Genomic DNA, 24,554 nt, shown 5'->3' on the forward strand with positions numbered 1-24,554 from the left:
CGTGCGGTCTCGGCGGGCGATGTCGGTCTCGGCGTGGACAGGACCCGGCGGAGGCCCATCGACCGGTGGCCGACGCGGCCCGCCGCTACGCTTCTACCGTGACCTCCCGTGCTCCTCTCTCCCGCAAACTGTCCGCCATCGCCGAATCGGCCACCCTCAAGGTCGACGCGAAGGCCAAGGCTCTGCAGGCCGCCGGGCGCCCGGTGATCTCCTACGCCGCCGGTGAACCCGACTTCGCCACGCCCCCGTTCATCGTCGACGCCGCCGCCGAAGCTCTGAGCGACCCTGCGAACTATCGCTACACCCCCGCGGCGGGTCTGCCGGTGCTGCGCGAGGCGATCGCCGCCAAGACCCTCCGCGACTCCGGGTGGGATGCCGAGCCGTCGCAGATCATCGTCACCAACGGCGGCAAGCAGGCCGTGTTCCAGGCCTTCCAGGCCGTGGTGAACCCGGGCGACGAGGTGCTGCTGCCCGCGCCGTACTGGACGACCTATCCCGAGGCGATCCGCCTCGCGGACGGAGTGCCGGTAGAGGTCTTCGCCGGGGCCGATCAGGAATACAAGGTCACTGTCGAGCAGCTGGAGGCAGCGCGCACCGAGCGGACGACGGTGCTCGTCTTCGTCTCACCCAGTAACCCCACCGGCGCGGTGTACTCCGCCGATGAGACCCGGGCGATCGGCGAATGGGCGCTCGAGCACGGCATCTGGGTGATCTCCGACGAGATCTACCAGAACCTGGTCTACGACGGCGCCCGGGCCACCTCGATCGTCGAGGCGGTGCCGGATGTCGCGGGTCAGACCATCCTCGTCAACGGCGTCGCCAAGACCTACGCCATGACCGGGTGGCGGGTGGGCTGGATGGTCGGCCCGACAGATGCGATCAAGCTCGCCGCCAACCTGCAGTCGCACCTGTCGAGCAACGTCAACAACATCGCACAGCGTGCCGCGCTGGCCGCGCTCACGGGGCCGCAGGTCGAGGCGGAGAAGATGCGGAACGCCTTCAACCGGCGTCGCCGCGTGATCGTGACCGAGCTGGCCAAGATCCCCGGTGTCACGGTGCCCAATCCGCTCGGCGCCTTCTACGTCTACCCCGACGTGCAGGGGCTGCTCGGCCGCGAGTGGGCCGGGGTGACACCGACCACCACCCTGGAGCTCGCCGACCTCATCCTCGAGAAGGCCGAGGTGGCCGTCGTTCCCGGTGAGGCGTTCGGACCCAGCGGATACCTCCGCCTGTCGTACGCCCTCGGCGACGATGCGCTCCTGGAAGGCGTGCAGCGCCTCCAGCGCCTCTTCGGCGCCTGACCCCGCTGCGGGCCCTCGCATCGGATCGACCGCCGGTGGATCCAGCGGTTGTGATCGGATGCCACACTGTCAGCGTGACCCCCCACACCGCCTCATACGACCTCGCCGTCATCGGAGCAGGGCCCGCGGGCACGGCCGCCGCCCTCCGAGCCGCGGAACTCGGCGCCACGGTGGTCGTCCTCGAGGCCTCCGACCGCCTCGGCGGCACCTGCGTGAACACCGGCTGCGTCCCCACCCGCGTGCTCGCCAAGGCCGCGCGGTTGATGCGGGAGGTCGGCGCCGCGCGGGAGTACGGCGTCGTGACGCACCCCGAGGCCCTCGATTGGCCCGCCACCGTCGCCCGTGTCCGCGACCGGGTCGACCGCGTGCGCGCAGTGAAGAACGAAGCCGACAGGTTCACGTCGGCGGGAATCGACCTCATCCAAGAGGGGCGAGCACGCTTCACCGACCCCCACACCGTCGCGCTCGACTCCGGACGGCGCGTCCGTGCCTCCTCTGTCATCGTGGCGGTCGGCGGCCACTCCCGCCGCCTCCCCGTCCCCGGCGCGGGACTGGCGACCGTACCCGAGCACGTGCTGGAGCTGCCGAGCCTCCCGCAGCGTGCGGCGATCATCGGCGCCGGGAACACCGGCGCGCAGCTGGCGACCGTCTTCGAGTCGTTCGGTGCGCAGGTGACACTGCTCGACGTCGCACCGCGCGTGCTGATGGCCTCCGACGCCGACGTGTCGGCCGCCATCGCCTCGTCGTTCGAAGACCACGGGATGACGGTGCGCACCGGCATCGCCGGCGTCGACGCCCTCGAGGGGGACGAGGGCCGGATCGTCCTCCGGTGGCGCGAAGGCGATGGAGCGGAGGATACCCGGTGCTCCGACAGCTTCGACGTCGTCGTCATGGCCGCCGGCTGGCCGGCCGACGTCGAAGACCTCGGCCTGGAGCATGCGGGCGTCGAGGTCGAGCGCTCCGCGATCCCCGTCGACGCCTATTTCCGATCGCCGGTGCCGCACATCCTCGCGGTGGGGGATGCCACCGGGCGCGACATGCTCGTGCAGGCCGCGCAGTTCGAGGGCGAGGCGGCAGCCGAGAATGCGGTCCTGGGGGTGAACCGTCGAACCCCGCACCATCTCCTCCCCGCGGGAGGGTTCACCGATCCCGACTACGCCGGGGTGGGCCTCACCGAGGATCAGGCGCGCGAACGCGATGGGCGCTGCATCGTCGCGATCGCGCGTTACGCCGACCTGGAGCGCGCTGTCATCGACGACCGCGCCGTCGGTTTCCTCAAACTGATCGCCGACAACCGGCGGGAGCTGATCCTCGGCGCCCACGCCGTCGGCGAGAACGCGGTCGAGGTGATCCAGTCGGTGACGACGGCGATGGCGGCCGGGATCGACGTCGCAACCCTCGCGGGCGTGAAGTTCGCCTACCCGACGTACAGCGCGATCATCGGCCTCGCGGCCCGGCAGCTCCTCCGATCCTGAGCGCCCGGCCTGAATTCCCCGCATCCCGTTCGTTCGTCGCAGATGTACGCCCGGAGCACCCGCCCGCGTACATCTTCGACGAACGAACAGAAGGAGCCCGGCGACGAAGGGCCGAGGCAGAGGGCGACCGGCCCCTGAGACGGGTCGCGCGCTCTACAGGTCGACGCCGACCAGGACGGGCTCGGGCTGGAGCAGCAGCCCGAACTCGGCGTGCACGCGACTCTGGATGAACCGCGCCAGCTCGGCGATCTCGGCGGCGGTCGCGTCACCCCGGTTGGTCAGCGCGAGAGCGTGCTTGGTCGACACCGCCGCGCGCGAACGAGGAAGCTTGAAGCCCTTGCGGATGCCCGACTGCTCGATGAGCCAGCCGGCGCTGACCTTCACATCGGACTCGGCGCTCGACAGGCGCGGGACACTGCCGTCGAAGCTGGTCAGCGGCACGACCACGACGGGATCGAAGTCGGGCGCGACCGGCCAGCGGGGACATTCCGGCGGGAGGGTGCGGGCGAAGGATGCCGACACGACGGCGTTCTGGAAGAAGGATCCGGCGCTCCACGTGTCGGGATCGGCGTCATCGAGCACCATCCCTTTCCGCGCGCGGATCTGCAGCACCTGCTCGCGCACGAAGGCCAACGTCGCCACGGCCCCGGGCTGCAGGCCGAGCGCGGTCCGCAGCTGATCGCCATGGATCTCACGGGGCGCATCTCCGATGACGGCGAGCTCGACCGTGACCGACAGGATGACCGCGCGTCGCTCGGGAACCGAGCCGTGGTGGTGTTTGAGCACCGAGGTGCGGAAGCCGAGCCCGAGCTCGTCGGCCGGCACAGTGGACACCTCGCCGGTGGTCTCGTCGATGAGCTCGACCTCGACGAGGGTCTGGACGATCTCCTGGCCGTACGCGCCGATGTTCTGCACGGGCGCCGCCCCGACCGTGCCGGGGATCCCGGACATCGCCTCGACGCCCGCGAACCCGTGCTCGACGGTGTACCCGACGAACGCGTCCCAATCGTGCCCGGCCTGCACCCTCAGGCGGATGAACCCCTCGCGTGCGGCGGGGAGCGTCTCGATCCCGTCGGTCAGGATGCGCACGACCGTGCCCGGGAACGGCTCGTCGCCCACGAGCAGGTTCGACCCGCCACCGAGCACGAACCACTCCTCGCCCGTCGCCCACACCTCGCGGAGCGCGTCGACGAGTTCATCGGTCGTCCGCGCCTCGATCATCCGATCGGGAACCCCGCCTGCGCGAAGGGTCGTCAGGCCCGACAGCGCGACGGGGGGAACCTCGGTCATCGAGTCCCGTCGCCCGCAGCCGCGGCGGTGTCCGCCGGCCGCACGCGCACCTGCGCCTTGCCGAGCACCGTGGTGTCGGCGGAGGTCACGGTGAGGTCGACCCGGACCGCGTCGCCCGCCACCTGACCGACCCTGGCGACGATGTGAAGGTCGGCCCCGTCTTCCGCGTCGACGACGACGGGTCGGGTGAAGCGCACCCCGTAGTCGAGGATGCGACCGGCATCGCCGAGCCACGGCATGATCGTGCCGACGGCGATACCCATCGTGAGCATGCCGTGCGCGAGGACCCCGGGAAGCCCGACCTCGGCGGCGATGTCGTCGCGGTAGTGGATGGGGTTGAAGTCGCCGGACGCACCGGCGTAGCGCACCAGCGACTCGCGTGTGAGGTGGATCGTGCGTTCGGCGACGACATCGCCCACGGTGACGGCGCTCATGCGTCGCCCTCGCCCACGAGCAGGACGGATGTCGCGGTCACGACGTGGGCACCGGCGGCGTCGACCATCTCGGCTTCGCTGGTGACCATGGCATTGCCGCCCAGGGTGCGGATGCCGGTGACGCTCAGCTGGGCGGTCAGCTCGTCACCTGCCACGATCGGACGCGAGTACTGGAAGCGCTGCTCGGCGTGAAGCACGCGCGACAGCTCGATGCCGCTGTCCGGCTCGGCGAGCAGCTGCTGGAGGGTGACGTCCTGCAGCACGATCGGGAACGTCGGGGGCGCGACGACATCGGCGTATCCCAGCGCGCGCGCGGCGTCGGGGTCGCGGTGCTGGGGGGCATCGGCGAAGACCGCGCGCGCGAACTCACGCACTTTCTCGCGGCCCACCAGATACGGCGGCGTCGGGGGGAACACTCGGCCGACGAGTTCGGGGTTCACTGGCACCAGATCATCCTACCGAGCGGTCTTGCGCCCCCGAATGGCGCGCACGGCCATCTGCACGGCGATGATCGTCAGGAACGCTGCGAACAGGATGTTCCCCAGCTGCGGGTCGACGACGGTGGCAAGCCACGTGCCGACGGGGGCGGTCGCACACGCGGCGACTCCGACGATCGCGGCGGCGGGCAGGTCGACGTTCTTGCGGATCAGGTTGCCGACGGTGCCCGAGATCGCCGTCGGGATCATCATCAGCAGCGATGTCCCCTTCGCCAGCAGGTCACTCGTGCCGAAGAGCAGGAGCAGAACCGGCACGACGATCACGCCGCCGCCGACGCCGAGAAGACCCGCGAGGATGCCGGTGACGACACCGAGCGCGATGAGGCCGAGCACCGTCACGACGGTGAGAGGAAGGCCGGCATCTCGCGAGGGGATCACCAGGAACAGCGACACGATCACGATCACGAGGAAACCGACGAAACCCCAGCGGAGCACTGTCACGGGCGTCCGCGGGAGCAGCCACGTGCCGATCTGCGCCCCCACGACCGCGCCGGCGGCGAGGATCAAGGCGGGGATCCAGGCGACGGAATCGTTCACCGCATAGGCGATCACGCCGACCGCGGCCGTCGGAACGATGGCCGCGAGCGACGTTCCCGCCGCGAGCCGCTGACCATAGCCCAGCACGAGGACGAGGAGCGGTACGACGACGGTGCCGCCGCCGACGCCGAACAGCCCGGACATCAGGCCGGCGATGAAGCCGACCCCGAGGCAGGTGAAGACGAAACGCGCACCGCGCGCGGTGGGGGCGTCGGTCATTCGCCTACGAAGGCGTTGTCGATGACCCAGGCACCGTCGATCTCGACCACGGTGTACTGCCAGGTCTCCTCGATCGGCTCCGGGGTGTCCAGCGGCTCGCCGTCTGCGTTGAAGAGGCTGTCGTAAGTCTCGGTGGTGTCGACGAAGATCGTCCGCTCGGAGGAGCTGACACCCACGACCTCGACCTGGTAGTTCTCCACCGACTGCGTGAAACCGGCCGACTGCTCTTCGAACGCGGCGCAGTCGGTGAGCTGGTTGCCGGTGCGGAAGGCCTCGGACGTCGCTTCGAGGTACTTGTCGCAGTCCCCCTCGCGCCATGCCTCGTCGTAGAGCTCGACCGCGCGCACGGCCTCCTGCTGGTCGGCTTCGTCGACCCCGCCACCCGACGAGAAGACCCCGATCAGGATCGGGATCAGCACCGCGGCGGCGATGACGATGCCGAGGAGCACCACGCCCAGCACCACCCACAGGATCCAGAGCTTGGACTTCTTCGGCTCGGTCGCTGCAGTGAAGGCGCCGCCCGCGGGTGCGTACCCGGGCGCGCCGGTGAAACCAGGCCCGGACGGCGGGGCGCCGGCGGAGGCGTATTCAGACGACTGAGCGTCATCGGGACCGGCCGGCGGCGCATCCGTCCCGTCCTCGGTCGACTGCACGTGCTCGGTCCACTTCGCGCCGTCCCACCACCGGCGCGTGCCGGGGCCGTAGTCGTACCAGCCGGGAGGGTTCGTGCTCATGCTCGCTCGTTTCTTCTTCTTCCGGCCGTGCGAGGAACCGGTGGCCGCCGCACTAACACTACTGCCGCCGCTCGGCGCAGCGAACGCAACGGGTCGCGGTGGGACGCACCTCCAGCCGTCCCTCCGGGATGGGGTTCGCGCACACCTCGCAGATGCCGTACGTACCCGCCGACACGCGGTCGAACGCGGCGTCGATGCCCTCGAGTTCGGCAACCACGCCGACACGCACACCTTCGATGCGCGACCACTCCGCCGACAGGGTTCCCCCCTCTGGATCGTGCTCGTCGTCGGCTGACTCGGCGCCCCGCGCGTCGCGCAGCTGAGCGAGCTGCACCTCGACCTCGGCGAGGCGTCGGCGCGCTGACTCACGCGCCGTACGGAGGGCGTCGACGGGGACCTTCATACGCGCACGCTACCGGCCCGGTCCGACATCGGCGCCCTAGGCTCGAGGGGTGCGCCGGCGCCCCGCCCGCACGGAGAGGTGGGCAGCGTGCGCGTCGTCGTCATCGGCGGAACCGGCCACATCGGCACCTTCCTCGTTCCACGGCTCGTCCGCGCCGGCCACGAGGTCGTCTCGATCAGCAGAGGTGCGAGGCCTCCCTACGTCGCCTCCCGGGAGTGGGACGCGGTGCACCAGGTCGTCGCCGACAGAGAGGCCGCCGACCGCGACGGCACCTTCGGCGAGACCGTGCTCGCCCACGACCCCGACGCCGTCGTCGACCTCCTCGCCTTCACGCCGGAGTCCTCGCGCTTCCTCGTCGAGGCCCTGCGCGGTCGCGTCGGGCACCTCGTCCACTGCGGGACCCTCTGGCGCTACGGCCCGAGCGATCGCGTGCCGATCCGTGAGGGCGAGGGCACGCCGCCCTTCGACGAGTACGGGATCCTCAAGGCCGAGATCACCGCGCTCCTGGCCGCCGAGACCGCCGCCGGGGGGCTCGTCACCACCACCGTAGATCCGGGTCACATCGTCGGCCCGGGCTGGGCGCCGGTCGGGCCGCTCGGCAACGGCGATCCGGGCGTCTGGTCCGATCTGTCGGCGGGCCGCACCCTCCGGGTGCCCGGCGGCGACGGCGCCCTCATGCACCATGTCCACGCCGACGACGTCGCGCAGGTCTTCGAGCTCGCCCTCGCGCATCGCGACGCCGCCGCGGGCGAGGACTTCCACGCCGTGGCACCGTCCGCGCTCACCGTCCGGGGATACGCGGCGGCAGCGGCATCCTGGTTCGGAAAGCCCCTGTCTCTGGAGTGCATCACCTGGGAGCAGTTCCGGGCAGAGACCAGCGAACGGCACGCGGACGCGAGCTGGGGGCATCTGCACCGCAACCACTACCTCAGCATCGATAAAGTCCGCTCGGTGCTCGGCTACCGACCCCGCTACGAACCCGCCGAGGCGATCCTGGAGTCGCTGAGGTGGCTGATCGAGAACGACAGGCTGGATGTCGCGGGGCCGCTCGTGGTCTGAGACGGCGTCGTCGCGGCGGCCGACATACGGCGGTTTCGAAGCGAGGACCGATAATGTGGCCGCCATGCCGAAAACTGCGGACGGATCCGACTGTCATAGTCCCGGCGCCCGGGTGACCCCGGGCGCGTCCCCGCGAGGGGAGGTGAACCGATGAACGGCGACCTCCTTCTCAACATCGCCCTGGTGGTGGTCTTCGTCCTCATCGGCGGTGTCTTCGCCGCCACCGAGATGGCACTCGTGACCCTGCGCGACAGCCAGGTGAACGCCCTCGCCGCACGCGGCAAACGCGGCCAGAAGGTGGCCGATCTGGCGCGCAATCCGAACAGGTTCCTCTCTGCCGTGCAGATCGGCGTGACGGTCGCCGGTTTCGCGTCGGCCGCGTACGGTGCGTCGTCGATCGCGCCCAGCGTCGCGCCCCTCTTCGTTTCGCTGGGCCTCGACGAGGGCTTCTCGCTCACGATCGCCACCGTGGTCTTGACGCTGATGATCGCCTACCTGTCCCTCGTGCTGGGCGAGCTCGTACCCAAGCGCCTGGCGATCCAGCGCAACGCGCAGTTCGCCTACGGAGTCGCCCCGGTGCTGAACGGGTTCGCCGTGCTCATGCGTCCGGTGATCTGGCTGCTGTCGGTGTCGACGAACGCGGTGGTGCGGCTCCTCGGCGGCGACCCGCACAAGACCGGCGAGGAGCTGAGCGAGGAGGAGCTGCGCGACATCGTGTCGAGCCACCAAGGTCTCCCGGAGGATGAGCGGCGCATCCTCGACGATGTGCTGTCGCTGCGGGGACGTCAGATCAGCGAGGTCATGCGACCCCGGCCCGAGGTCGTCGCGCTCGATCACGCCGAGGAGGTGGGCGAAGCTGCCGTGCGGGTGCGCGAGCTGCCGTACTCGCGCTACCCCGTCGTCGACCAGTCGATCGACGACATCACGGGATTCGTCCACGTCCGCGACCTCTTCGAGGCCGCGGCGGTCGACCCGCGTCAGCCCATCGAGCCGCTCGTCCGCGCCATCCCCTATCTGCCCTCGACCGCGCGCGTGCTTCCGACCCTGACGGGCATGCGGGCGGGCGGCGATCAGATCGCCGTCGTCGTCGACGAATACGGCGGCACCGACGGGATCGTCACCCTCGAGGACCTGGTCGAGGAGGTCGTCGGCGAGATCTTCGACGAGTACGACACCGATGCCGCGACCGCCGACCTCTCCGAGAACGGCGGCGCGGTCGACGGTCGATTGAACCTGCAGGACTTCGAGGAGGCCACCGGCCTCACCCTTCCCCGTGGGTCATCCGACACGATCGCCGGCTTCATGCTGGAGCGGCTCGGGCGCCTCGCCGTCGTCGGGGATACGGTCGAGGTGGACGGAGCCACGCTGCGGGTGACCGCGCTGGACCGCCGACGCATCTCCGAGCTCTCGGTCGCACCCCATACGGCTGCGGACGCGGTGGGCGAGTGAGCCGCACGCGCCTCGCCCGCCCTACTCGGCGTCGCTGACGAGCTTCAGCCCGACGATGCAGCCCACGAGACCGATGATCAGGAGCATCCGAACCCAGGAGAAGCCCTCATCTCCGGTGATCATCGCGTAGAGCACGGTGAGAGAGGCGCCGATTCCGACCCAGACGGCATACGCGGTGCCGGTCGGGATCTCGCGCATCGCCCACGCGAGGCCGCCCATGCTCGCCACGAGGGCGACACCGAACACGACGCTCGGCCAGAGCTTGGTGAACCCCTCGCTCTTGCCGAGGGCGGTGGCCCAAACGGCCTCGAGGACTCCGGAGATGATGAGGATGACCCACGACATGATGCTCGCCTCCATGGCCAGTCTTGTCGCTCACCGGGTACTGAACCCTCGTCCGGGGATCCGGTCGGGATCCGACCGCGATGCTACCGGTCGTACCTGGTCGCCGTCTGGGCAGCGGTCCGGATGTCACAACCGCCGGACCGGCGCAGAGAGAAAGAGGTAACCCGACCGGTTCCTGCCGACGCACCGGAGGAAACACCCCGTCCCTAGCGTCGGGTCATCGGCACCACCGCCACCGCCGGCACCGCCGGCGCCGCCGGACAGGGAAGGAACCGCCATGACCTACGTACCGCCCGCCGAACTCGTCGGAAACGCCATCGACGCCGGCGCCTCGAAAGTGCTCCTTTCCACGCGTGACACTCTGGTGCGCGCGATCCTGGGAGGGGCAGTGCTCTCCATCGCGGCCGCGTTCGCCGTGACCGTGTCGGTGACCACCGGAGTCCCTCTTCTGGGCGCGGTGCTGTTCCCGGTCGGCTTCATCGTGCTCTACCTCCTCGGGTTCGACCTGCTCACCGGGGTCTTCGTGCTCGCACCCCTGGCCTGGCTGGACAAGCGCCCCGGAGTCACCCTCGGAGGCGTCCTGCGCAACTGGGGCCTGGTGTTCCTCGGCAACTTCATCGGCGCCTTCACCGTCGCGGTGCTGATGGCCGTGGTGGTCACCTTCGGCTTCTCCGAAGCTCCCAATGCGGTGGGCGAAGCCATCGGCCACATCGGGGAGGGGCGCACCGTGGGCTACGCCGAGCAGGGGGCAGCCGGCATGCTGACCCTGTTCGTGCGCGGCGTGCTGTGCAACTGGATGGTCGCCACCGGGGTCATCCTCGCCATGATCTCCAAGGACGTCATCGGCAAGGTCGTGGCGATGTGGATGCCGATCATGCTCTTTTTCTTCATGGGATTCGAGCACTCGATCGTCAACATGTTCCTCTTCCCCTCAGGGCTGCTCCTGGGCGGTGACTTCACGCTCGTCGACTACCTGATCTGGAACGAGATCCCCACCGTGCTGGGCAACCTGGTGGGGGGACTGGCGTTCGTGGGCATCCCGCTCTACCTCACCTACGGACGTCAGCGCGCTCCGCGGGCTCGTCGTCCCCGCCGCAACACCGACGGCGTCCTCCGTCCCGCGAGAGCAGCCTCGGCGGAAGCCGAGCGGGACCTTCGCTCCTCGGCCACGGTCTGAGAGGAGGACGACCGATGGTCCGAGACGTCAAGAGCCCGAAACACGCCACTGACGTGCCGGCAACACCGTCGCCGTACGGTGCCGACATGAGCTCCGCCGGCACCACTGGGTCGCATCTCGTGGTGGTCGGAGCAGGCATGGTCGCCCACCGGTTCGTCGAGAGCCTCCTCGCCCGCACGGGAGAGGAGTGGCGCCTCACCGTCGTGGGAGAGGAGCAGCACCACCCGTACGATCGGGTCGCCCTCACTTCCTTCTTCTCCGGGGCGTCGGCCGAAGACCTGGCACTGGACCGGTCGGTCCTGACCGATCCCCGGGTCGATCTGCGGCTGGGCGTGCGGGTCACCCGGATCGACCGGCAGGAACAGCGGGTCCGCCTGAGCGACGGGAGCGTTCTCGGTTACGACCGGCTCGTGCTCGCGACCGGCTCCTACGCCGCGCGCCCGGTCGTCGACGGCTTCGACTCCGCCGGGTGCTTCGTCTACCGCACTCTCGACGACGTGGCAGACCTGCGGGCGTTCGCCTCGTCCCGCGCCGCCGAGGTGGGCCGGCCCGTGACGGGGACGGTGATCGGAGGTGGCCTGCTCGGTCTGGAGGCGGCCGGCGCGCTGCAGGGAATGGGCGTCGAGTGCACCGTCGTGCAGGCGTCGGATCGGCTGATGTCGGCGCAGCTCGACCGGCCGGCCGGCGACGCCCTCCGCCGCCTCATCGAGGCGCGTGGCATCCGCGTCCGGACGAGCTCGGTGACAACCCGGCTGGACGCCGACCGTCGCGGTCGGGTGCTGGGACTGGAGTTCCGCGAGGGCGACTACCAGCAGACCGACGTCGTGGTGTTCACCGTCGGGGTCCGCCCGCGCGACGAGCTCGCTCGGGATGCCGGCCTGGCGGTGCATCCGCGAGGCGGCGTGGTGGTGGACGAGGGGTGCGGCACGTCCGATCCGCGAATACTCGCGATCGGCGAGGTGGCGAACTTCGACGGGATGTCCGTCGGACTCGTCGCGCCCGGGTACGCCATGGCCGAGGTCGCGGCGACGCGCCTCCTCGGCGGGGCGGCCGATTTTCCCGGCTACGACCTGTCCACCAAGCTCAAGCTCTCGGGGGTGGACGTCGCGAGTTTCGGCGACGCGTTCGCCGAGACGCCCGGCGCGCTCGACGTCGTGTACGCCGATCCGGTCGCCGGCGTCTACAAGAAGCTGGTGCTCTCCGATGACGCCCGAACCCTCCTGGGCGGCATCCTGGTGGGCGACGCCTCCGCCTACGGCTCACTCCGCCCCCTCGTGGGCGGACCACTGGGCGGCGACCCCTCCGCGTACCTGGTGCCGGAGGGCTCTTCGTCCGCGCCCTCGGGCGACCTCCCCGATGCCGCGACGGTGTGCTCCTGCAACAGCGTGACCGCCGGGGCCATCCGATCCGCGGTGCATGACGAGGGGTGCGCCGACATCGCTGCCGTCAAGGCGTGCACGCGCGCGGGGGCGGCCTGCGGCTCGTGCGTCCCGCTGATCAAGAAGCTCGTCGGCGCCGAGCTCGCACGGGCCGGTGCGACGATCAGCAGCGCACTGTGCGAGCACATCGGGATGTCGCGGCGCCAGCTGTTCGACGCCGTGCGGGTGTCGGGTTCGACCACCTTCAGCGCCATCATGGCGCGCTTCGGCACCGGACGGGGATGCGACATCTGCAAGCCGGTGATCGCCAGCATCCTCTCCACTCTCACGCACGCCCATGTGCTCGACGGCGAGAACGCCGCACTCCAGGACACCAACGACCACGTGATGGCGAACCTGCAGAAGGACGGCAGCTACTCGGTCGTGCCACGGATCCCGGGAGGTGAGATCACTCCCGAAGGACTCGTGGTGATCGGGGAGGTCGCCCGCGACTTCGGTCTCTACACGAAGATCACTGGGGGCCAGCGCATCGACATGTTCGGGGCGCGCCTGGAGCAGTTGCCGCAGATCTGGAAGCGGCTGGTCGATGCCGGATTCGAGTCGGGGCACGCCTACGGCAAGTCCCTGCGGACGGTGAAGTCGTGCGTGGGTTCCACGTGGTGCCGATACGGGGTGCAGGACTCCGTCGGGATGGCCGTCGCGCTCGAGCTGCGCTATCGCGGGCTGCGCTCTCCGCACAAGCTGAAGATGGGAGTGTCGGGGTGCGCCCGCGAGTGCGCCGAAGCGAGAGGAAAGGACGTCGGCGTCATCGCCACCGAGGCCGGGTGGAACCTGTACGTCGGCGGGAACGGCGGCTTCACTCCGCGGCACGCGGTCCTGCTCGCCGAGGGCCTGAGCGATGACGAGCTGCTGACCGCGATCGACCGCTTCGTCATGTACTACATCTTCACCGCCGACCGGTTGCAGCGGACCGCGCCGTGGCTGGAAGATCTCGACGGCGGCGTGGAGGAGCTCCGATCGGTGATCTTCGACGACCGCTTGGGGATCTGCGGAGACCTCGACGCCGCCATGGCGCGGCACATCGAGGCCTACGAGGACGAGTGGAAGGCGACGCTCGAGGACCCGGAGAAGCTCCATCGCTTCGCGTCGTTCGTGAACGCCCCGACGACGCCCGACCCCTCCCTGGCGTATGTCTCGGAGCGGGGACAGCCGAGGCCCGCGACCTCCGCCGAGCGCTCCGACGGCGCCGTCGTCATCGCCGGAACCACGTTGGAGGTGCGGCGATGAGTCTCGCAGCCGTTCGCAGAGACGCCGTCGGCATCCCCAGCGCGGCGCCCGAGGGCTGGGTGCGCGTGTGCGCTCTGAGCGACCTCGCCGTCGAACGAGGGTCGGCGTGCCTCCTCGACGACACCCAGATCGCCCTCTTCCGGCTGCACACCGGGCGGGTGCATGCGGTGGCCAATCACGACCCGTACAGCGGTGCGCAGGTCATCAGCCGTGGCATCGTCGGCACGCGCGACGGCATTCCGACGGTCGCGTCGCCCATGTACAAGCAGGTCTTCGACCTTCGGACAGGTGTCTGCCTGGACACTCAGGGACGCGAAGCCGCCGGGCTGCAGGTGTTCCCGGCATCCGTTCTCGGGGGCGATGTCTGGATCCGGTGGGGGGATGAGAGATGACCGCACTGATCGGACTGTCGTTGCACGGGCGAGCCGTGCTCTTCGTGGGCGGCGGTGCCGTCGCCGCACGCCGTCTTCCGCGGTTCGTCCGCGAGGGTGCACGGGTCAGCGTGGTGGCTCCGAAGCTGTCCCCGCAGGTGCGGGCGCGTGTGGACGCCGGCGAGATCCGGTGGCTCGCCCGAGGGGTCGAGGAGGAGGATGTCCACGACGTCTGGCTCGTGCACACGGCGACCGGGGACGCCCGGGTCGACGCGGCAGTGGCCCGCTGGTGCGATGCGCGCAGGACATTCTGCGTCAACGCGTCCGATGGAGCGCATGGGAGTGCACGGCTCGCCGCCGAGGCCCGGTCGGGCGACGTCGTCGTCGGCGTGGCATCCGACAGCGGCGTCGACCCCCGTCGCGCAGCGCGAGTGCGCGACGGCATCGCTGCTCGGCTCCGCGACGGCGCGTACCCGGTGCGGTCCCGCCGGCGCCGCCTCGGCGGCGGGCGCGTCGACCTCGTCGGCGGGGGCCCCGGACCCCTCGATCTCCTCACGGTGCGGGCGCGACGGCTCCTGGCGGAAGCGGACGTGATCGTGGCCGACCGGCTGGGCCCGGTCGATCTCGCTGGTGAGGTCGACCCTGATGTCGAGATCATCGACGTCGGCAAGCGGCCGGGCCATCACCCGGTGCCGCAAGAGGAGATCAACGACCTTCTCGTGCGGCTCGCGCGAGAGGGCAAGCGGGTCGTCCGGCTCAAGGGCGGCGACCCCTTCGTCTACGGCCGGGGCGGCGAGGAGGTCGCCGCGTGTCTGGCCGCCGGCGTGCCCGTCGACGTCGTGCCGGGTCTCACCAGCATCGTCTCCGTCCCGCAGGCAGCCGGCATTCCCGTCACGCATCGCGGGGTCTCGGCGGGCGTGCACGTCGTCAACGGGCAGGGCGAGATCTCGCCGACCACCCTGGCCGCGCTGGGCGACCCGGCGATGACGACCGTGGTCCTCATGGGCGTCGCCGCACTTCCCCGCCTGGTCGCCGCCGCGGCGGCGGCGGGAGTCCCCCGCTCCCGACCGGTGGCCATCGTCGAGAGAGGTCACACCCCGCAGCAGCGCACGACGTGGACGAACCTCGGAGATGCTCTCGCCGACGCCGCGTCGGCGGGTGTCGAGAACCCCGCGGTGATCGTCGTCGGCGATGTCGCACGGGCAGGGCTGCTGCTGCCCCGGCCTCAGTTGGCGGGTGATGCGTCGAGGTGACGTCCCCCGCACACCCTGCCCTCTCCGCCGCCCTGGCCGGCTGCACAATCGTGATCGCCGTGGACCGACGCTCGGCCGAGCTCACCGCTGCGCTCGAGCGTCACGGGGCGGAGGTACGCCAGGCCGCGCCGCTGACGATCGTGCCGCACATCGACGATGAGGCGCTGATCGACGCGACTCGGGCGCTCATCGCCGGCCCCCCGGACGTGGTGGTCGCGACCACCGGAGTAGGGTTCCGCGGCTGGATGGAAGCGGCGGAGGAGGCCGGGCTGAGTGCTTCCCTGCACGACGCGCTCGCCGGGGCCCAGATCGTCGCCCGGGGCCCCAAGGCCCGGGGCGCCATCCAGCAGGCCGGCCTCACCGCGGACTGGGTGGCCGAGTCGGAGACCTCGGCAGAGCTCGGAGAGTTCCTCCTCGCCGAAGGCGTGTCCGGCCGCAGGATCGCCGTGCAGCACCATGGCTCCGGCGCCGACGGCCTCGACGAGCTCTTCGCGGAGGCGGGGGCCGAGGTCGTCAGTCTCACCGTGTACCGGTGGGGGCCCCCGCCCGACCCGGCGGTGGTCACCCGCTCGGTCACCGCGAGCGCACGCGCCCAGGTCGATGCGGTCCTGTTCACCTCGGCCCCCGGGGCGGCGGAGTGGCTGGCGGCGGCGCGGCGCGAGACCGCGCTGGCCGACATCGTGCGGCTGTCCGATTCCGGTGAGCCTCGTCGTCGCCGCCGTCGGGCCGGTCACGGCGGCCCCGCTCCTCGACGCGGGCATCCGGCCCCTCATCGCCGAGCGCGGTCGGCTCGGCTCGCTGGTGCGTGCCGTCGTCACGCACTTCGGCGGCGGTCGCGCTCCCTCCGTGAGCACCTCGGTCGGAGTGCTGGAGATCCGCAGCGGCGGAGCGGTCCTGGACGGCCGGTTCACGCCTCTCTCACCGACGGGAGTGGCCCTGCTGCGACGGCTGTTCGCCGCCCGGGGCGGGGTTGTCTCCCGCACCGAACTGCAAGCGGCACTGCCCCGCTCCGGCGAGAGCACCCACGCGGTCGATGTCGCTGTCGGGCGGATCCGGGAGGCGCTCGGCTCGCCCGACCTCATTCGCACCGTCATCAAGCGCGGCTACCGACTGGACGCCCACGACACAGGAGATCATGCATGACGCCGACCCTCATCGCCTGCTCGCACGGCACCGATTCCCCGGCAGGACGCGCGGCGATCCGGAGCATCGTCGACGACCTGCGCGGACTGCTCCCCCATGTCGACGTCCACGAGGCCTTCGTCGACGTGCAGGAGCCGGCTCTGCCCGATGTCCTGGAGCGGTCGACCCGTGCCGGCGCGGCGATCGTGGTGCCGCTCCTCCTGTCCACGGGCTACCACACGAAGGTCGACATCGCACACGCCGTCGCGGCGCATCCGCAAGCCGCGGCCGCGGCGCACGCGCTCGGACCGCATCGGCTTCTGACGGACATCCTCGAGGATCGGCTGGCCGCTGTGGGATTACGGGATGACGATGCCATCGTCCTGGCCGCGGCCGGGTCGAGCGACCCCGCGGCCGCCGTCGATGTCGACGTCACCGTCCGTCGGCTCGCGGAGCGCCTGGGGCGTCCTGTCACGACGGGCGTCGCCTCGGGCGCGGGTCCCCGCATCGGATCGGTCGTCGCCGCCGCGCGCGCGGCCGGGGCCGGTCGGGTCGTGGTCGCAAGCTACGTGCTGGCGACCGGCTATTTCGCCGGCGTCATCGCCCGCGCGGGCGGTGACGTCGAGACGGCGCCGCTTGCTCCCGATGAGCGCCTGGCTGTCATCGCCGCCGACCGCTACCGGAACGTGCTCGGTACGCGCGCGGCGTCAGCGGCGTGAGGTTCCCTCACTCACGTCGGAGGTCATGCGCAAACCCTCGACGTCTCGGTGTGCTCGACCTCGATGCCGGAGCGGGTCCTTCGGTAGCAGGAGCGGGGCTTGAACCCGCGACCTCACGATTATGAGTCGTGCGCTCTCACCAACTGAGCTACCCTGCCGCGATACACCGGCAGCAAGATGCCGGATGCTGCGAGCCCCGAGTCAGGATTGAACTGACGACCCCTTCCTTACCATGGAAGTGCTCTGCCACTGAGCTATCGGGGCGTGCTGCCCTGCGCGGGCAACTCAACGAGAATACCAGAGCCGAGGCTCCCCGTTGAATCGGCGGTCACCCGCCCGCATGCTGCCGAAGCCACGGCAGCGGGTCGATCGGCGTGGTGCCGTTCATGAGCAGCTCGAAGTGCGTGTGCGCGCCGAACGAGCGACCGGTGTTGCCGGTGCGACCGAGGACGGTGCCGACCGTGACCTGCTGACCCGGGACGACCTGCATCGAGCCGTACTCCATGTGCGCGTAGTGGCTGGAGACCAGCTGGCCGTCCACGACGTGGTCGATGATGACGTGCACGCCGTAGGCGCCACCCGACTCGCTCGCCACTCGCACGGTGCCGTCGGCGATCGCCTGGATCGGTGATCCGGCGCCGGGGATGAAGTCCAGACCCTCGTGCATCTTCCCCGAGCGCATGCCGAAGCCGTAGCTGATGGGCACGCCGACCGCGAAGGGCCACTGGATGGCGGCGGTGGGGTCGTTGACGTAGAAGTTCGAGAAGTTCGTGATTCCCGACGCCGCGGCCAGGTCGGCCACCGTCACCGTCTCGTAGCTCTCGCCTCGGGCGATCTGGGCGTTCTCGGTGGTGGCCGGAGCCACGTAGGCCTGGATCTCGTCGGGGTCGACCGAGAGGTCGGTCGACGCCGGTGCCATCGTGGAGAGCGAGGCCGATTCGGCGCCGGTGGCCGCAGCCACGGCCTGGGCGGGCGTCGTCGTGGCGACGGCGAGGAGACCGACGATCCCCATCACGCTCACCGAGAAGGAGGCCGTGGCGGCGCGACGGAACGCCGCTCCGCGTCCCGGGCGACGGCGACGAGCGGCCGCGACGTGGGCGGCGATGTCGGGGGCCGGCGGTGCAGCGTCGCTGTCGACCGGGCCGTCGTCGTCGGCAGCGGCGTTCTGCACCGGTGTCTCGCCGGTGAAGCAGAACAGTCGCGCGGCGGCTTCGAACTCGTCGTCCGGGTGAACGGCAGCGTCGGGGATGTCGTCCGCATCCGGGGTCGGAGCCTCGTCGGCGACCGAGTGACCCATGGGCGGCTCGAGAAGGCGGAAGGGTCCGGTCGTCGTGGACGCGTCGAAGAGGATCGCGCCGGCACCACCGGTGAAGGTGGCCGGGGACTCGGGATGCTCGGGATCCGCACCCTCCGCTTCGGCTGTGTCGGTGTCGGTGTCGGTCGACGATCCCTCCGCCCAGGCCTCGGGCACCTCGGTGACGCTCGCCTGGGCAACGGGGGCGGACTCTGCGGGCGTCGCCGTCACCGATGAAGCGGGCGAGTGCGCGACATCCGCGGCGTCACCGGTCGTCGAGGCGGAGCCGGCAACCGGCACGGCCCCGGTCGAGAACACGGGGTTGATGAGGAACGGCTGAGCGGCTGCCCGGGCGCGCATCGCGCGGCGGGTCATCGCAGGAGGAGCAGACGAGGGCTCACCGACGGAGGGAACCGTCGTCGTCTCGGCTGGGATCTGAACATCCGCGGGGGAGAGTCGACTCGACCGGCGAGTGCGCGGGAGAAGAGCCGAGGAGGAATCGTGGGGCAAAACGGGGGCGTGCTTCCGAGTCGTTGCCGCGCATGGGGGTGCACGGCAGGCGGTCGTTGGGGGATACTTCCGGTTCGGACACCAAAAGTAACGAACGGATAAACACTACCCGGCGACGTCTGGGAATGCCATGTACGACACCGGAGCGCAACCACCCACGCGATCGCTCAGTCTGTGGTAAGGGAGAGCAGACGCTCGAAGACGCCGGGACCGGCGGCGACTGTGAGGAGCCGCTCCGCGGCATCCGGCATCTCCACGCGCGCGAACCTCCCGCCCGCCTCGGTCACCAGGAGAGCGCCGGCCGCGAAATCCCACGGCTGCAGTCCGCGTTCGAAGTACCCGTCGAGCCGACCCGCGGCCACGAAAGCGAGATCGAGTGACGCGGCACCGATACGCCGGATGTCGCGGGCGATCGTCATCGCGCGGCCGACACGTGCGAGGTCGGAGGCATGGGTCGCGGGGTTGTAACCGAATCCGGTGGCCAGGAGCGCTCCGGCGGCGGCCGGTTCGGCGTTGACGGTCAGCCGGGCTTCGTGCAGCCACGCACCCTCGCCCTGGGTGGCATGGAAGAGCTCCCCGCTCGCGGGGTTGAAGACGGCGCCGGCGAGGGCATCCCAGTGCTCCGGGTCGCTGCCGCCCGCGACAGCGGCGACGCTGACCGCGTACGACGGGATGCCGTAGGCGTAATTGACCGTGCCGTCGATCGGATCGATGACCCAGGTGACGTCGGAGTCGCCGCCGTGCGACACCGGCGCTGCACCCGACTCCTCACCGAGGAAGCCGTCACCCGGGCGCTCGCGGCGGAGCCGATCGCGGATCAGATCCTCGACCTCGCGGTCGGCCTCGGTGACGATGTCCGCGAGGGCCGACTTCGTCGCGGCGATCGCGACACCCTCGGTGCGGCGGCGACGGGCGAGCTCCCCGGCCTCCCGGGCGATGTCGACGGCCAGATCGTGAAGCTGCGCGGCAAGCGTCATGTCTCTCACGCTACCGCGGGGGTCGGTTTCCGATGATCGATGCAGAGGTCGGCGGGCGGCTCTAGCGTGGAGTCATGCCTCTCCCCCGGGATGCCGCCACCCACGATGTCGTGATCGTCGGCGGCGGTCACAACGCCCTCGTCGCCGCCGCGTACCTCGCCGGTTCCGGTCACCGCGTCGTCGTCCTCGAACGACTCGCACACGTCGGCGGCGCCGCAGTGTCGGAGGAGCCCTGGCCCGGGGTGGCTGCCCGCCTGTCACGGTACTCCTACCTCGTGAGCCTGCTCCCCCGCGCGATCATCGACGACCTCGGACTGCAGATCGACCTGTTGCGCCGACGCTACTCGTCCTACACGCCGTCTCCCACCGACCCGTCGCGCGGCATCCTCGTCGACCGGGGCGACGCGGATGCCACGACGCGGAGCTTCGTCCGGGCGACCGGCGACCCCGCCGAGGCCGACCGGTTCGCTGCTTTCGGCGATCGGCTCCTCCCACTGGCCCGTCGGATCTTCCCCACGATGACCGAGCCGCTGCGCCCCCGTGCCGAGGTGCGCCGACTCGTCGGCGACGACGAGCTGTGGAGGGATGTCGTCGACCGGCCCCTGGGCGAGATGCTGCGTCGTTCGCTCGAGACCGACCTCGCTCGCGGGATCGCGTTGACGGACGGGCTCATCGGCACCTTCGCCTCCGCCGACGACGCGACGCTCGCGCAGAACCGCTGCTTCCTCTACCACGTCATCGGCGGCGGCACCGGGGACTGGGACGTGCCGGTCGGGGGAATGGGGCAGGTGAGCACCGAGCTCGCCCGAGCCGCCCGCGAGGCGGGAGCCGAGATCCGTACGGGCGCCGAGGTGACCGCCGTCGATCCTGACGGTGAAGTGAGGGTGGCCAGCCACGACGGGCGCAGCGAGACACTGCGGGGTCGCCTGGTGCTGATGGGCGCGGGCCCCGCGGTGCTGGCCGACCTGCTGCGCGCGGGGGGCGCGGAGACGGCGGACGCGGCGACCGCGCCCGAGGGCGCGCAGGTGAAGGTGAACATGCTGCTGCGGCGGCTCCCCCGTCTGCGCGACAGCGCGGTGACCACCGAAGCGGCCTTCTCCGGGACCTTCCACATCAACGAGACCCTGAGCCAGCTCGACGCCGCGCACGCCGCCGCCTCGGCGGGGGTGCTTCCCGATCCGCTGCCGGCGGAGATCTACTGCCATTCCCTCACCGATCCGTCTATCCTCGGCCCGCAGCTGCGCGCCGAGGGTGCACAGACGCTCACGCTCTTCGGCCTCCAGGTGCCGCATCGCCTGGTCGCGGACCGCGACGCCGACGCGGCGCGGGCGGATGTGCTGGCCGCGGCCCTGGCGTCGCTGAACTCCGTCCTCGGCGAACCGATCGAAGACTGCCTCTACATCGCGCCCGACGGATCGCCGTGCGTGGAGGTGCGCACGACCGCCGACCTGGAGGAGTCGCTGCGGATGGCCGGAGGCGACATCTTCCACGGCGGGCTCGCCTGGCCGTGGGCGGACGATGACGCCGACCTGTCGAGCCCGGCATCACGGTGGGGTGTGGCCACCGGACACGGACGCATCCTGCTGTGCGGATCGGGCGCGCGACGTGGGGGCGCCGTCAGCGGGATCGGCGGGCACAACGCCGCGATGGCGGCGCGAGAACTCCTCAGCTGACTAGTTGCGCGGCGGCAGCGGCGGCGGGGGCGGGAAGCCCTCGTACCCGTGTGCCCCGGGGGAGCCTTGTGCTCCTCGCGGGCCGCCGGGGCTCGGCACCGGCGGCGGGAAGGTCGGCTGCGACGCCTGCTCGGGTGCGATCGGCACGAACGACTGGGCTCCGGGCGAGGGCCGGCCGGTCTGATAGGCCTGCCAGTCGGGGCTGCCGTCGGGGAGCATCGGCAACGGCGTGCGGCCGTCCGCGTACATCGGCCAGGGAAGAAGCTCCCCCTCGGTGGGCGCGGGGGCGGCGGGAGAGGACGCTGCGGCCACCGGCGCAGCGGACGCCGGAGCAGGTGCCGACTCCGCGGCGTGCGGTGCAGTCGCGTCGTCGTCCGAAGCGTCGGCTCGGGGCGCGGGCGCGACGGGAGCGGATGCCGGAGCCGCGGGGACGGGGGCCGCCGGGATCGGAGCGGCGGAGGCCGGCGCAAAGGACTGCGGAGCGCTCTGCCCCTGCGATCCGGCCTGCGGCTGCCAGGAGGCCTGCGCCTGTCCGGGCCAGGTCTGGCCCTGCGGAGCATGGGGCGCCCAGGCGGGGATGACGCCGGTCTGCTGGCCCCCTGCGGCGGGGTATCCCGGGTAACCGGCATACGCCGGGGCGACGGGCTGGGGCCGCGGCCGACGCGGCGCGAAGAGCACATTCATGAGCGGGAGGAGGGCGGTGCCCACCGCGGCGAGGATCGTGATGGAGACGACGAAGCGCCAGTACAGGTCGCCCAGCTGCGCGTACTCCGACAGCATCAGCGGGATCACCAGCATGATCGCCAGCGCGATCACGAGCACGATGGTCACGATCGCGATGACGGAGGTGAAGGTCGTGCGGTTGCGGGCGAGTGCTTTCAGGAACAGGCGGATGTGCAGCAGCGCCAGCTGCAGGATCAGCACGATGAGGAGGAACGACACGAAGCGGCCGAATCCCGAGTAGGCGAACCGCTCCGGCATCCAGATCATCACCGCCCCGATCAGCAGCGTGACGACCCAGACGCCCATGCTCGCCAACGCCAGCCACGCCGGACGGTTCGGCGCGAGGTTCGCGTCGAGGATGGCCGCTCCGGCGAAGCCGGCCAGGAGCAGCACCGTGAGGAAGGCGCGCGCGACGATGCCGTTCTCCGGCCCGATCAGCACCCAGACGACGCAGACGATCGCGGCCGCGATGAGCGCACCGATCGCCACCCAGATGGCGGTACGGATGAGGGGTGACCGACCCGGGTCATCCGTCGCCTGCGACTCGGCGGACGTGGGCGTCTCATGCGGCTGGGGCTGTGTCATCTCGGTCCTCTCGTCGACGCATGCCCATCCTGACACGCGAGGGCGGAGGTGTCAGGCGGCCGGGCGCAGACCGAGGAGAAGACGCCTCTCCGGCTAGACACCCGTTTCAGCGGGAAGGCGACCCGATGCGACAGCCCGGCGCAACTGCTCGAAGTCGGCCTCGGCGAGATCGGCGTACGCGGCTGACCAGGATGCGGTCGCCTCGGCGAACTCCTCGGATCGACCGAGGTAACCCACGATCGCGGTGGCGGCGGGCGACTGCCCGTGCGCCCGGGCGAGGAGAGAGGCGCACAGTGCACCGTAGGAGCGGAACTGGTCGGGGTTGAGCGTGTCCGGCTCGATCGAACCCTTCATGTCACGGAACTGCCGCCAGTAGTAGTCCACGCGGTGACGCTCGGCGGAGTCGCCGGCCCAGCCGCGGATCCATCCGACGAACGGGTCGGAATTCGCCTGCAGAATGCGCTGTGCCGCGACGACGCGGTGGCCTTCGACGATGTCGGTCACACCGGGGCGGCCGGGGACGAGGGACGGTCGGCCACCATAGGTCGCCAAGACGGACGGCGGCGCTTCCTTGGCCTGCAGGAACAGGATGTCGCCCGTGGGCCCTTCGACCGCGATGAGGTAGCAACGGGTGCCGACGCTGCCCACACCGACGACCCGCAGGGCGAAATCGACCACGCGATACTGCTCCAGAAGGAACGCGATGTCCTCGCGAAGGGTCGTTCGATACTGGGTGAAGAGGTCGGTGACCTCGCCCAGGGTCGCGTGGTCGACGTGGCGCAGAACGGGAGGTTGATCGACGATCCGGATGCCGCCGTGGACCGAGATCGTCGTCAGGCGCTGCAGGACCCGCTCGGACGTGCGGGCGCGCGCCTTCTTGGCCGCCTTGCGGACCGTCTGCTCGCCCTTCTTTCCGAGATGACGGGCGACGGAAGAAGTGTCGACCCGGGTGTAGTAGCGCTCTCTGCTCGAAACACTGCAGAAGTTCCGAAGCATCTCGCGATACGCGTCGGCAGCGGCGAAGGCCGCATCGCGGCATCCGTCCTCGCTCAACCCGATGTCCCGGCCGCTGATGTAGACGCTCGTCGTGAGGCGGCGGACATCCCACTCCCATGGTGCGACACCCGCCTCGTCGAAGTCGTTGAGATCGAACACGAGCGCGCGTTCCGGGGAGGCGAAGAAGCCGAAGTTCGAGATGTGCGCGTCGCCGCAGGAGACGACCTCGAGCTCGGTGCTGGGCGCGTCGCGCAGATCGGCCGCCATGATCGCCGCCGTACCCCGATAGAACGAGAACGGCGACTGCAGCATCCGTCCCACACGCACGGGCACGAGATCCTGAAGGCGGGATGCGTGCTGATCTTCCAGGACGCCGACCGGATCCCTGTCGGCGGGGAGGACGAGGTCGGCCAAGTCTCGCCGCGGCAGGCGCTTGCGAACGAGGCGCCCGGCTTCGCTCGCGGGTGACCATCGCTCGCCAATGCCCATGTGCGCAGGCTATCGCGATGGGGCCGGCGGTGTGGGGGTTGTCGCGAGAGGGACCCCGAAATCGGGAAAGAGCCCGGCCGAAGCCGGGCTCTCGGGGTGGCGAGTGAGGGATTCGAACCCCCGAAGGCTACGCCGGCTGATTTACAGTCAGATCCCTTTGGCCGCTTGGGTAACTCGCCAAGTGCGCACCCGCCCGGCTTGTGCAGTCGACCGGAGGCGCGAGAAACAAGTCTAGACCCCCGGCGGGCGTCGAAAA

Annotated in this window: 21 protein-coding genes, 3 tRNA genes, 1 pseudogene and 1 riboswitch; of the genes and pseudogenes, 11 read left to right on the plus strand and 14 right to left on the minus strand. The window is 70.6% G+C overall.

All coding sequences use genetic code 11. The annotated features are described in order from the left end of the window. Window positions 1-98 precede the first annotated feature (98 nt). On the plus strand, window positions 99-1,301 hold the full coding sequence (locus QSU92_RS04150) for a pyridoxal phosphate-dependent aminotransferase (protein ID WP_289264926.1): 1,203 nt from the start codon (window positions 99-101) through the stop codon (window positions 1,299-1,301). A 74-nt stretch (window positions 1,302-1,375) separates the two neighbouring features. Beyond that, window positions 1,376-2,776: a dihydrolipoyl dehydrogenase family protein gene (locus tag QSU92_RS04155; protein ID WP_289264927.1), complete on the plus strand. Its 1,401-nt coding sequence runs from the start codon at window positions 1,376-1,378 to the stop codon at window positions 2,774-2,776. A gap of 153 nt (window positions 2,777-2,929) precedes the next feature. Here QSU92_RS04155 and QSU92_RS04160 read toward each other — a convergent pair whose 3' ends face one another. Genes QSU92_RS04160 through QSU92_RS04185 form a run of 6 tightly spaced genes read right to left on the minus strand, consistent with a single transcriptional unit; the run spans window position 2,930 to window position 6,890 of the window. Continuing rightward, window positions 2,930-4,066 (minus strand): UDP-N-acetylmuramate dehydrogenase, encoded by a 1,137-nt coding sequence (locus QSU92_RS04160; protein WP_289264928.1) that lies wholly within the window; start codon window positions 4,064-4,066, stop codon window positions 2,930-2,932. Continuing rightward, window positions 4,063-4,500: a MaoC/PaaZ C-terminal domain-containing protein gene (locus QSU92_RS04165; RefSeq protein ID WP_289264929.1), complete on the minus strand. Its 438-nt coding sequence runs from the start codon at window positions 4,498-4,500 to the stop codon at window positions 4,063-4,065. Before QSU92_RS04165 ends, QSU92_RS04160 begins: the two co-directional genes overlap by 4 nt. Next, the gene (locus QSU92_RS04170; protein WP_289264930.1) at window positions 4,497-4,946 is read right to left on the minus strand and encodes an FAS1-like dehydratase domain-containing protein; all 450 of its coding nucleotides are present in this window, start codon (window positions 4,944-4,946) and stop codon (window positions 4,497-4,499) included. Before QSU92_RS04170 ends, QSU92_RS04165 begins: the two co-directional genes overlap by 4 nt. Before the next feature lie 9 nt (window positions 4,947-4,955). Further along, entirely contained in the window at window positions 4,956-5,753 is a 798-nt protein-coding gene (locus QSU92_RS04175) for a sulfite exporter TauE/SafE family protein (RefSeq protein WP_289264931.1), read from the minus strand. Next, window positions 5,750-6,487, minus strand: coding sequence for a DUF2510 domain-containing protein (locus QSU92_RS04180; protein ID WP_289264932.1), 738 nt, complete (start codon window positions 6,485-6,487; stop codon window positions 5,750-5,752). The genes QSU92_RS04175 and QSU92_RS04180 overlap by 4 nt, the downstream gene beginning before the upstream one ends. A 58-nt stretch (window positions 6,488-6,545) precedes the next feature. Continuing rightward, window positions 6,546-6,890: a TraR/DksA family transcriptional regulator gene (locus QSU92_RS04185; RefSeq protein WP_289264933.1), complete on the minus strand. Its 345-nt coding sequence runs from the start codon at window positions 6,888-6,890 to the stop codon at window positions 6,546-6,548. Between the two features lie 87 nt (window positions 6,891-6,977). Here QSU92_RS04185 and QSU92_RS04190 point away from each other — a divergent pair, with 87 nt between their 5' ends. Then, a complete protein-coding gene (locus tag QSU92_RS04190) occupies window positions 6,978-7,949 on the plus strand; it encodes an NAD-dependent epimerase/dehydratase family protein (protein ID WP_289264934.1) in 972 nt (323 codons plus the stop codon). Between the two features lie 150 nt (window positions 7,950-8,099). Beyond that, window positions 8,100-9,398 (plus strand): hemolysin family protein, encoded by a 1,299-nt coding sequence (locus QSU92_RS04195; protein WP_289264935.1) that lies wholly within the window; start codon window positions 8,100-8,102, stop codon window positions 9,396-9,398. 21 nt (window positions 9,399-9,419) lie between these two features. Here QSU92_RS04195 and QSU92_RS04200 read toward each other — a convergent pair whose 3' ends face one another. Then, on the minus strand, window positions 9,420-9,743 hold the full coding sequence (locus QSU92_RS04200; RefSeq protein ID WP_289265815.1) for a DMT family transporter: 324 nt from the start codon (window positions 9,741-9,743) through the stop codon (window positions 9,420-9,422). Window positions 9,744-9,755: 12 nt separating this feature from the next. Next, window positions 9,756-9,820, minus strand: a riboswitch (guanidine-III (ykkC-III) riboswitch). A gap of 200 nt (window positions 9,821-10,020) precedes the next feature. Here QSU92_RS04200 and QSU92_RS04205 point away from each other — a divergent pair. From QSU92_RS04205 to QSU92_RS04230, 6 genes and pseudogenes are all read left to right on the plus strand, one after another. After that, on the plus strand, window positions 10,021-10,920 hold the full coding sequence (locus QSU92_RS04205) for a formate/nitrite transporter family protein (protein WP_289264936.1): 900 nt from the start codon (window positions 10,021-10,023) through the stop codon (window positions 10,918-10,920). An 86-nt stretch (window positions 10,921-11,006) separates the two neighbouring features. Continuing rightward, complete coding sequence (gene nirB, locus QSU92_RS04210; protein WP_289264937.1) at window positions 11,007-13,586, plus strand: nitrite reductase large subunit NirB; 2,580 nt, start codon at window positions 11,007-11,009, stop codon at window positions 13,584-13,586. Then, the gene (nirD, locus tag QSU92_RS04215) at window positions 13,583-13,978 is read left to right on the plus strand and encodes a nitrite reductase small subunit NirD (protein ID WP_289264938.1); all 396 of its coding nucleotides are present in this window, start codon (window positions 13,583-13,585) and stop codon (window positions 13,976-13,978) included. Before nirB ends, nirD begins: the two co-directional genes overlap by 4 nt. Beyond that, complete coding sequence (gene cobA / locus QSU92_RS04220; RefSeq protein WP_289264939.1) at window positions 13,975-15,210, plus strand: uroporphyrinogen-III C-methyltransferase; 1,236 nt, start codon at window positions 13,975-13,977, stop codon at window positions 15,208-15,210. Before nirD ends, cobA begins: the two co-directional genes overlap by 4 nt. Next, window positions 15,207-16,353: pseudogene (locus tag QSU92_RS04225) on the plus strand (uroporphyrinogen-III synthase). Before cobA ends, QSU92_RS04225 begins: the two are co-directional and overlap by 4 nt. After that, window positions 16,350-17,051, plus strand: a complete 702-nt coding sequence (locus QSU92_RS04230) for a sirohydrochlorin chelatase (protein ID WP_289264940.1) — start codon at window positions 16,350-16,352, stop codon at window positions 17,049-17,051. The pseudogene QSU92_RS04225 and the gene QSU92_RS04230 overlap by 4 nt, the downstream one beginning before the upstream one ends. 84 nt (window positions 17,052-17,135) lie before the next feature. Here the strand turns inward: QSU92_RS04230 and QSU92_RS04235 are convergent. From QSU92_RS04235 to QSU92_RS04250, 4 genes are all read right to left on the minus strand, one after another. Continuing rightward, window positions 17,136-17,209, minus strand: a tRNA-Met gene (locus tag QSU92_RS04235). 34 nt (window positions 17,210-17,243) lie between these two features. Then, window positions 17,244-17,315: transfer RNA gene (locus QSU92_RS04240), tRNA-Thr, on the minus strand. A 64-nt stretch (window positions 17,316-17,379) separates the two neighbouring features. Next, a complete protein-coding gene (locus QSU92_RS04245) occupies window positions 17,380-18,720 on the minus strand; it encodes a M23 family metallopeptidase (protein WP_289264942.1) in 1,341 nt (446 codons plus the stop codon). Window positions 18,721-19,022: 302 nt separating this feature from the next. Next, a complete protein-coding gene (locus QSU92_RS04250; protein WP_289264943.1) occupies window positions 19,023-19,832 on the minus strand; it encodes an inositol monophosphatase family protein in 810 nt (269 codons plus the stop codon). A gap of 74 nt (window positions 19,833-19,906) precedes the next feature. Here QSU92_RS04250 and QSU92_RS04255 point away from each other — a divergent pair, with 74 nt between their 5' ends. Then, complete coding sequence (locus tag QSU92_RS04255) at window positions 19,907-21,505, plus strand: phytoene desaturase family protein (protein WP_289264944.1); 1,599 nt, start codon at window positions 19,907-19,909, stop codon at window positions 21,503-21,505. Here the strand turns inward: QSU92_RS04255 and QSU92_RS04260 are convergent, their stop codons facing one another. The 3 genes from QSU92_RS04260 to QSU92_RS04270 all read right to left on the minus strand — a co-directional run bounded on the left by QSU92_RS04260 (window position 21,506) and on the right by QSU92_RS04270 (window position 24,477). Beyond that, window positions 21,506-22,813 carry a hypothetical protein gene (locus QSU92_RS04260; RefSeq protein ID WP_289264945.1) on the minus strand — a complete coding sequence of 436 codons (1,308 nt, stop codon included), beginning with the start codon at window positions 22,811-22,813 and terminating at the stop codon, window positions 21,506-21,508. A 93-nt stretch (window positions 22,814-22,906) separates the two neighbouring features. Next, window positions 22,907-24,298 (minus strand): DUF2252 domain-containing protein, encoded by a 1,392-nt coding sequence (locus QSU92_RS04265; protein WP_289264946.1) that lies wholly within the window; start codon window positions 24,296-24,298, stop codon window positions 22,907-22,909. A gap of 97 nt (window positions 24,299-24,395) precedes the next feature. Then, a tRNA-Tyr gene (locus QSU92_RS04270) sits at window positions 24,396-24,477 on the minus strand. Window positions 24,478-24,554 lie beyond the last annotated feature (77 nt).

This window comes from Microbacterium sp. ET2 (assembly GCF_030347395.1).
GTDB classification, from domain to species: Bacteria; Actinomycetota; Actinomycetes; order Actinomycetales; family Microbacteriaceae; genus Microbacterium; species Microbacterium albipurpureum.

What these genes read in the sequence shown, in the direction of transcription:
- QSU92_RS04160 (WP_289264928.1), bottom strand. Translation starts at nt 4,066, where the DNA reads ATGACCGAGGTTCCCCCCGTCGCGCTGTCGGGCCTGACGACCCTTCGC.
- QSU92_RS04165 (WP_289264929.1), bottom strand. Translation starts at nt 4,500, where the DNA reads ATGAGCGCCGTCACCGTGGGCGATGTCGTCGCCGAACGCACGATCCAC.
- QSU92_RS04175 (WP_289264931.1), bottom strand. Translation starts at nt 5,753, where the DNA reads ATGACCGACGCCCCCACCGCGCGCGGTGCGCGTTTCGTCTTCACCTGC.
- QSU92_RS04180 (WP_289264932.1), bottom strand. Translation starts at nt 6,487, where the DNA reads ATGAGCACGAACCCTCCCGGCTGGTACGACTACGGCCCCGGCACGCGC.
- QSU92_RS04185 (WP_289264933.1), bottom strand. Translation starts at nt 6,890, where the DNA reads ATGAAGGTCCCCGTCGACGCCCTCCGTACGGCGCGTGAGTCAGCGCGC.
- QSU92_RS04195 (WP_289264935.1), top strand. Translation starts at nt 8,100, where the DNA reads ATGAACGGCGACCTCCTTCTCAACATCGCCCTGGTGGTGGTCTTCGTC.
- QSU92_RS04200 (WP_289265815.1), bottom strand. Translation starts at nt 9,743, where the DNA reads ATGTCGTGGGTCATCCTCATCATCTCCGGAGTCCTCGAGGCCGTTTGG.
- QSU92_RS04205 (WP_289264936.1), top strand. Translation starts at nt 10,021, where the DNA reads ATGACCTACGTACCGCCCGCCGAACTCGTCGGAAACGCCATCGACGCC.
- nirB (WP_289264937.1), top strand. Translation starts at nt 11,007, where the DNA reads ATGAGCTCCGCCGGCACCACTGGGTCGCATCTCGTGGTGGTCGGAGCA.
- nirD (WP_289264938.1), top strand. Translation starts at nt 13,583, where the DNA reads ATGAGTCTCGCAGCCGTTCGCAGAGACGCCGTCGGCATCCCCAGCGCG.
- cobA (WP_289264939.1), top strand. Translation starts at nt 13,975, where the DNA reads ATGACCGCACTGATCGGACTGTCGTTGCACGGGCGAGCCGTGCTCTTC.
- QSU92_RS04230 (WP_289264940.1), top strand. Translation starts at nt 16,350, where the DNA reads ATGACGCCGACCCTCATCGCCTGCTCGCACGGCACCGATTCCCCGGCA.
- QSU92_RS04245 (WP_289264942.1), bottom strand. Translation starts at nt 18,720, where the DNA reads ATGACCCGCCGCGCGATGCGCGCCCGGGCAGCCGCTCAGCCGTTCCTC.
- QSU92_RS04250 (WP_289264943.1), bottom strand. Translation starts at nt 19,832, where the DNA reads ATGACGCTTGCCGCGCAGCTTCACGATCTGGCCGTCGACATCGCCCGG.
- QSU92_RS04255 (WP_289264944.1), top strand. Translation starts at nt 19,907, where the DNA reads ATGCCTCTCCCCCGGGATGCCGCCACCCACGATGTCGTGATCGTCGGC.
- QSU92_RS04260 (WP_289264945.1), bottom strand. Translation starts at nt 22,813, where the DNA reads ATGACACAGCCCCAGCCGCATGAGACGCCCACGTCCGCCGAGTCGCAG.
- QSU92_RS04265 (WP_289264946.1), bottom strand. Translation starts at nt 24,298, where the DNA reads ATGGGCATTGGCGAGCGATGGTCACCCGCGAGCGAAGCCGGGCGCCTC.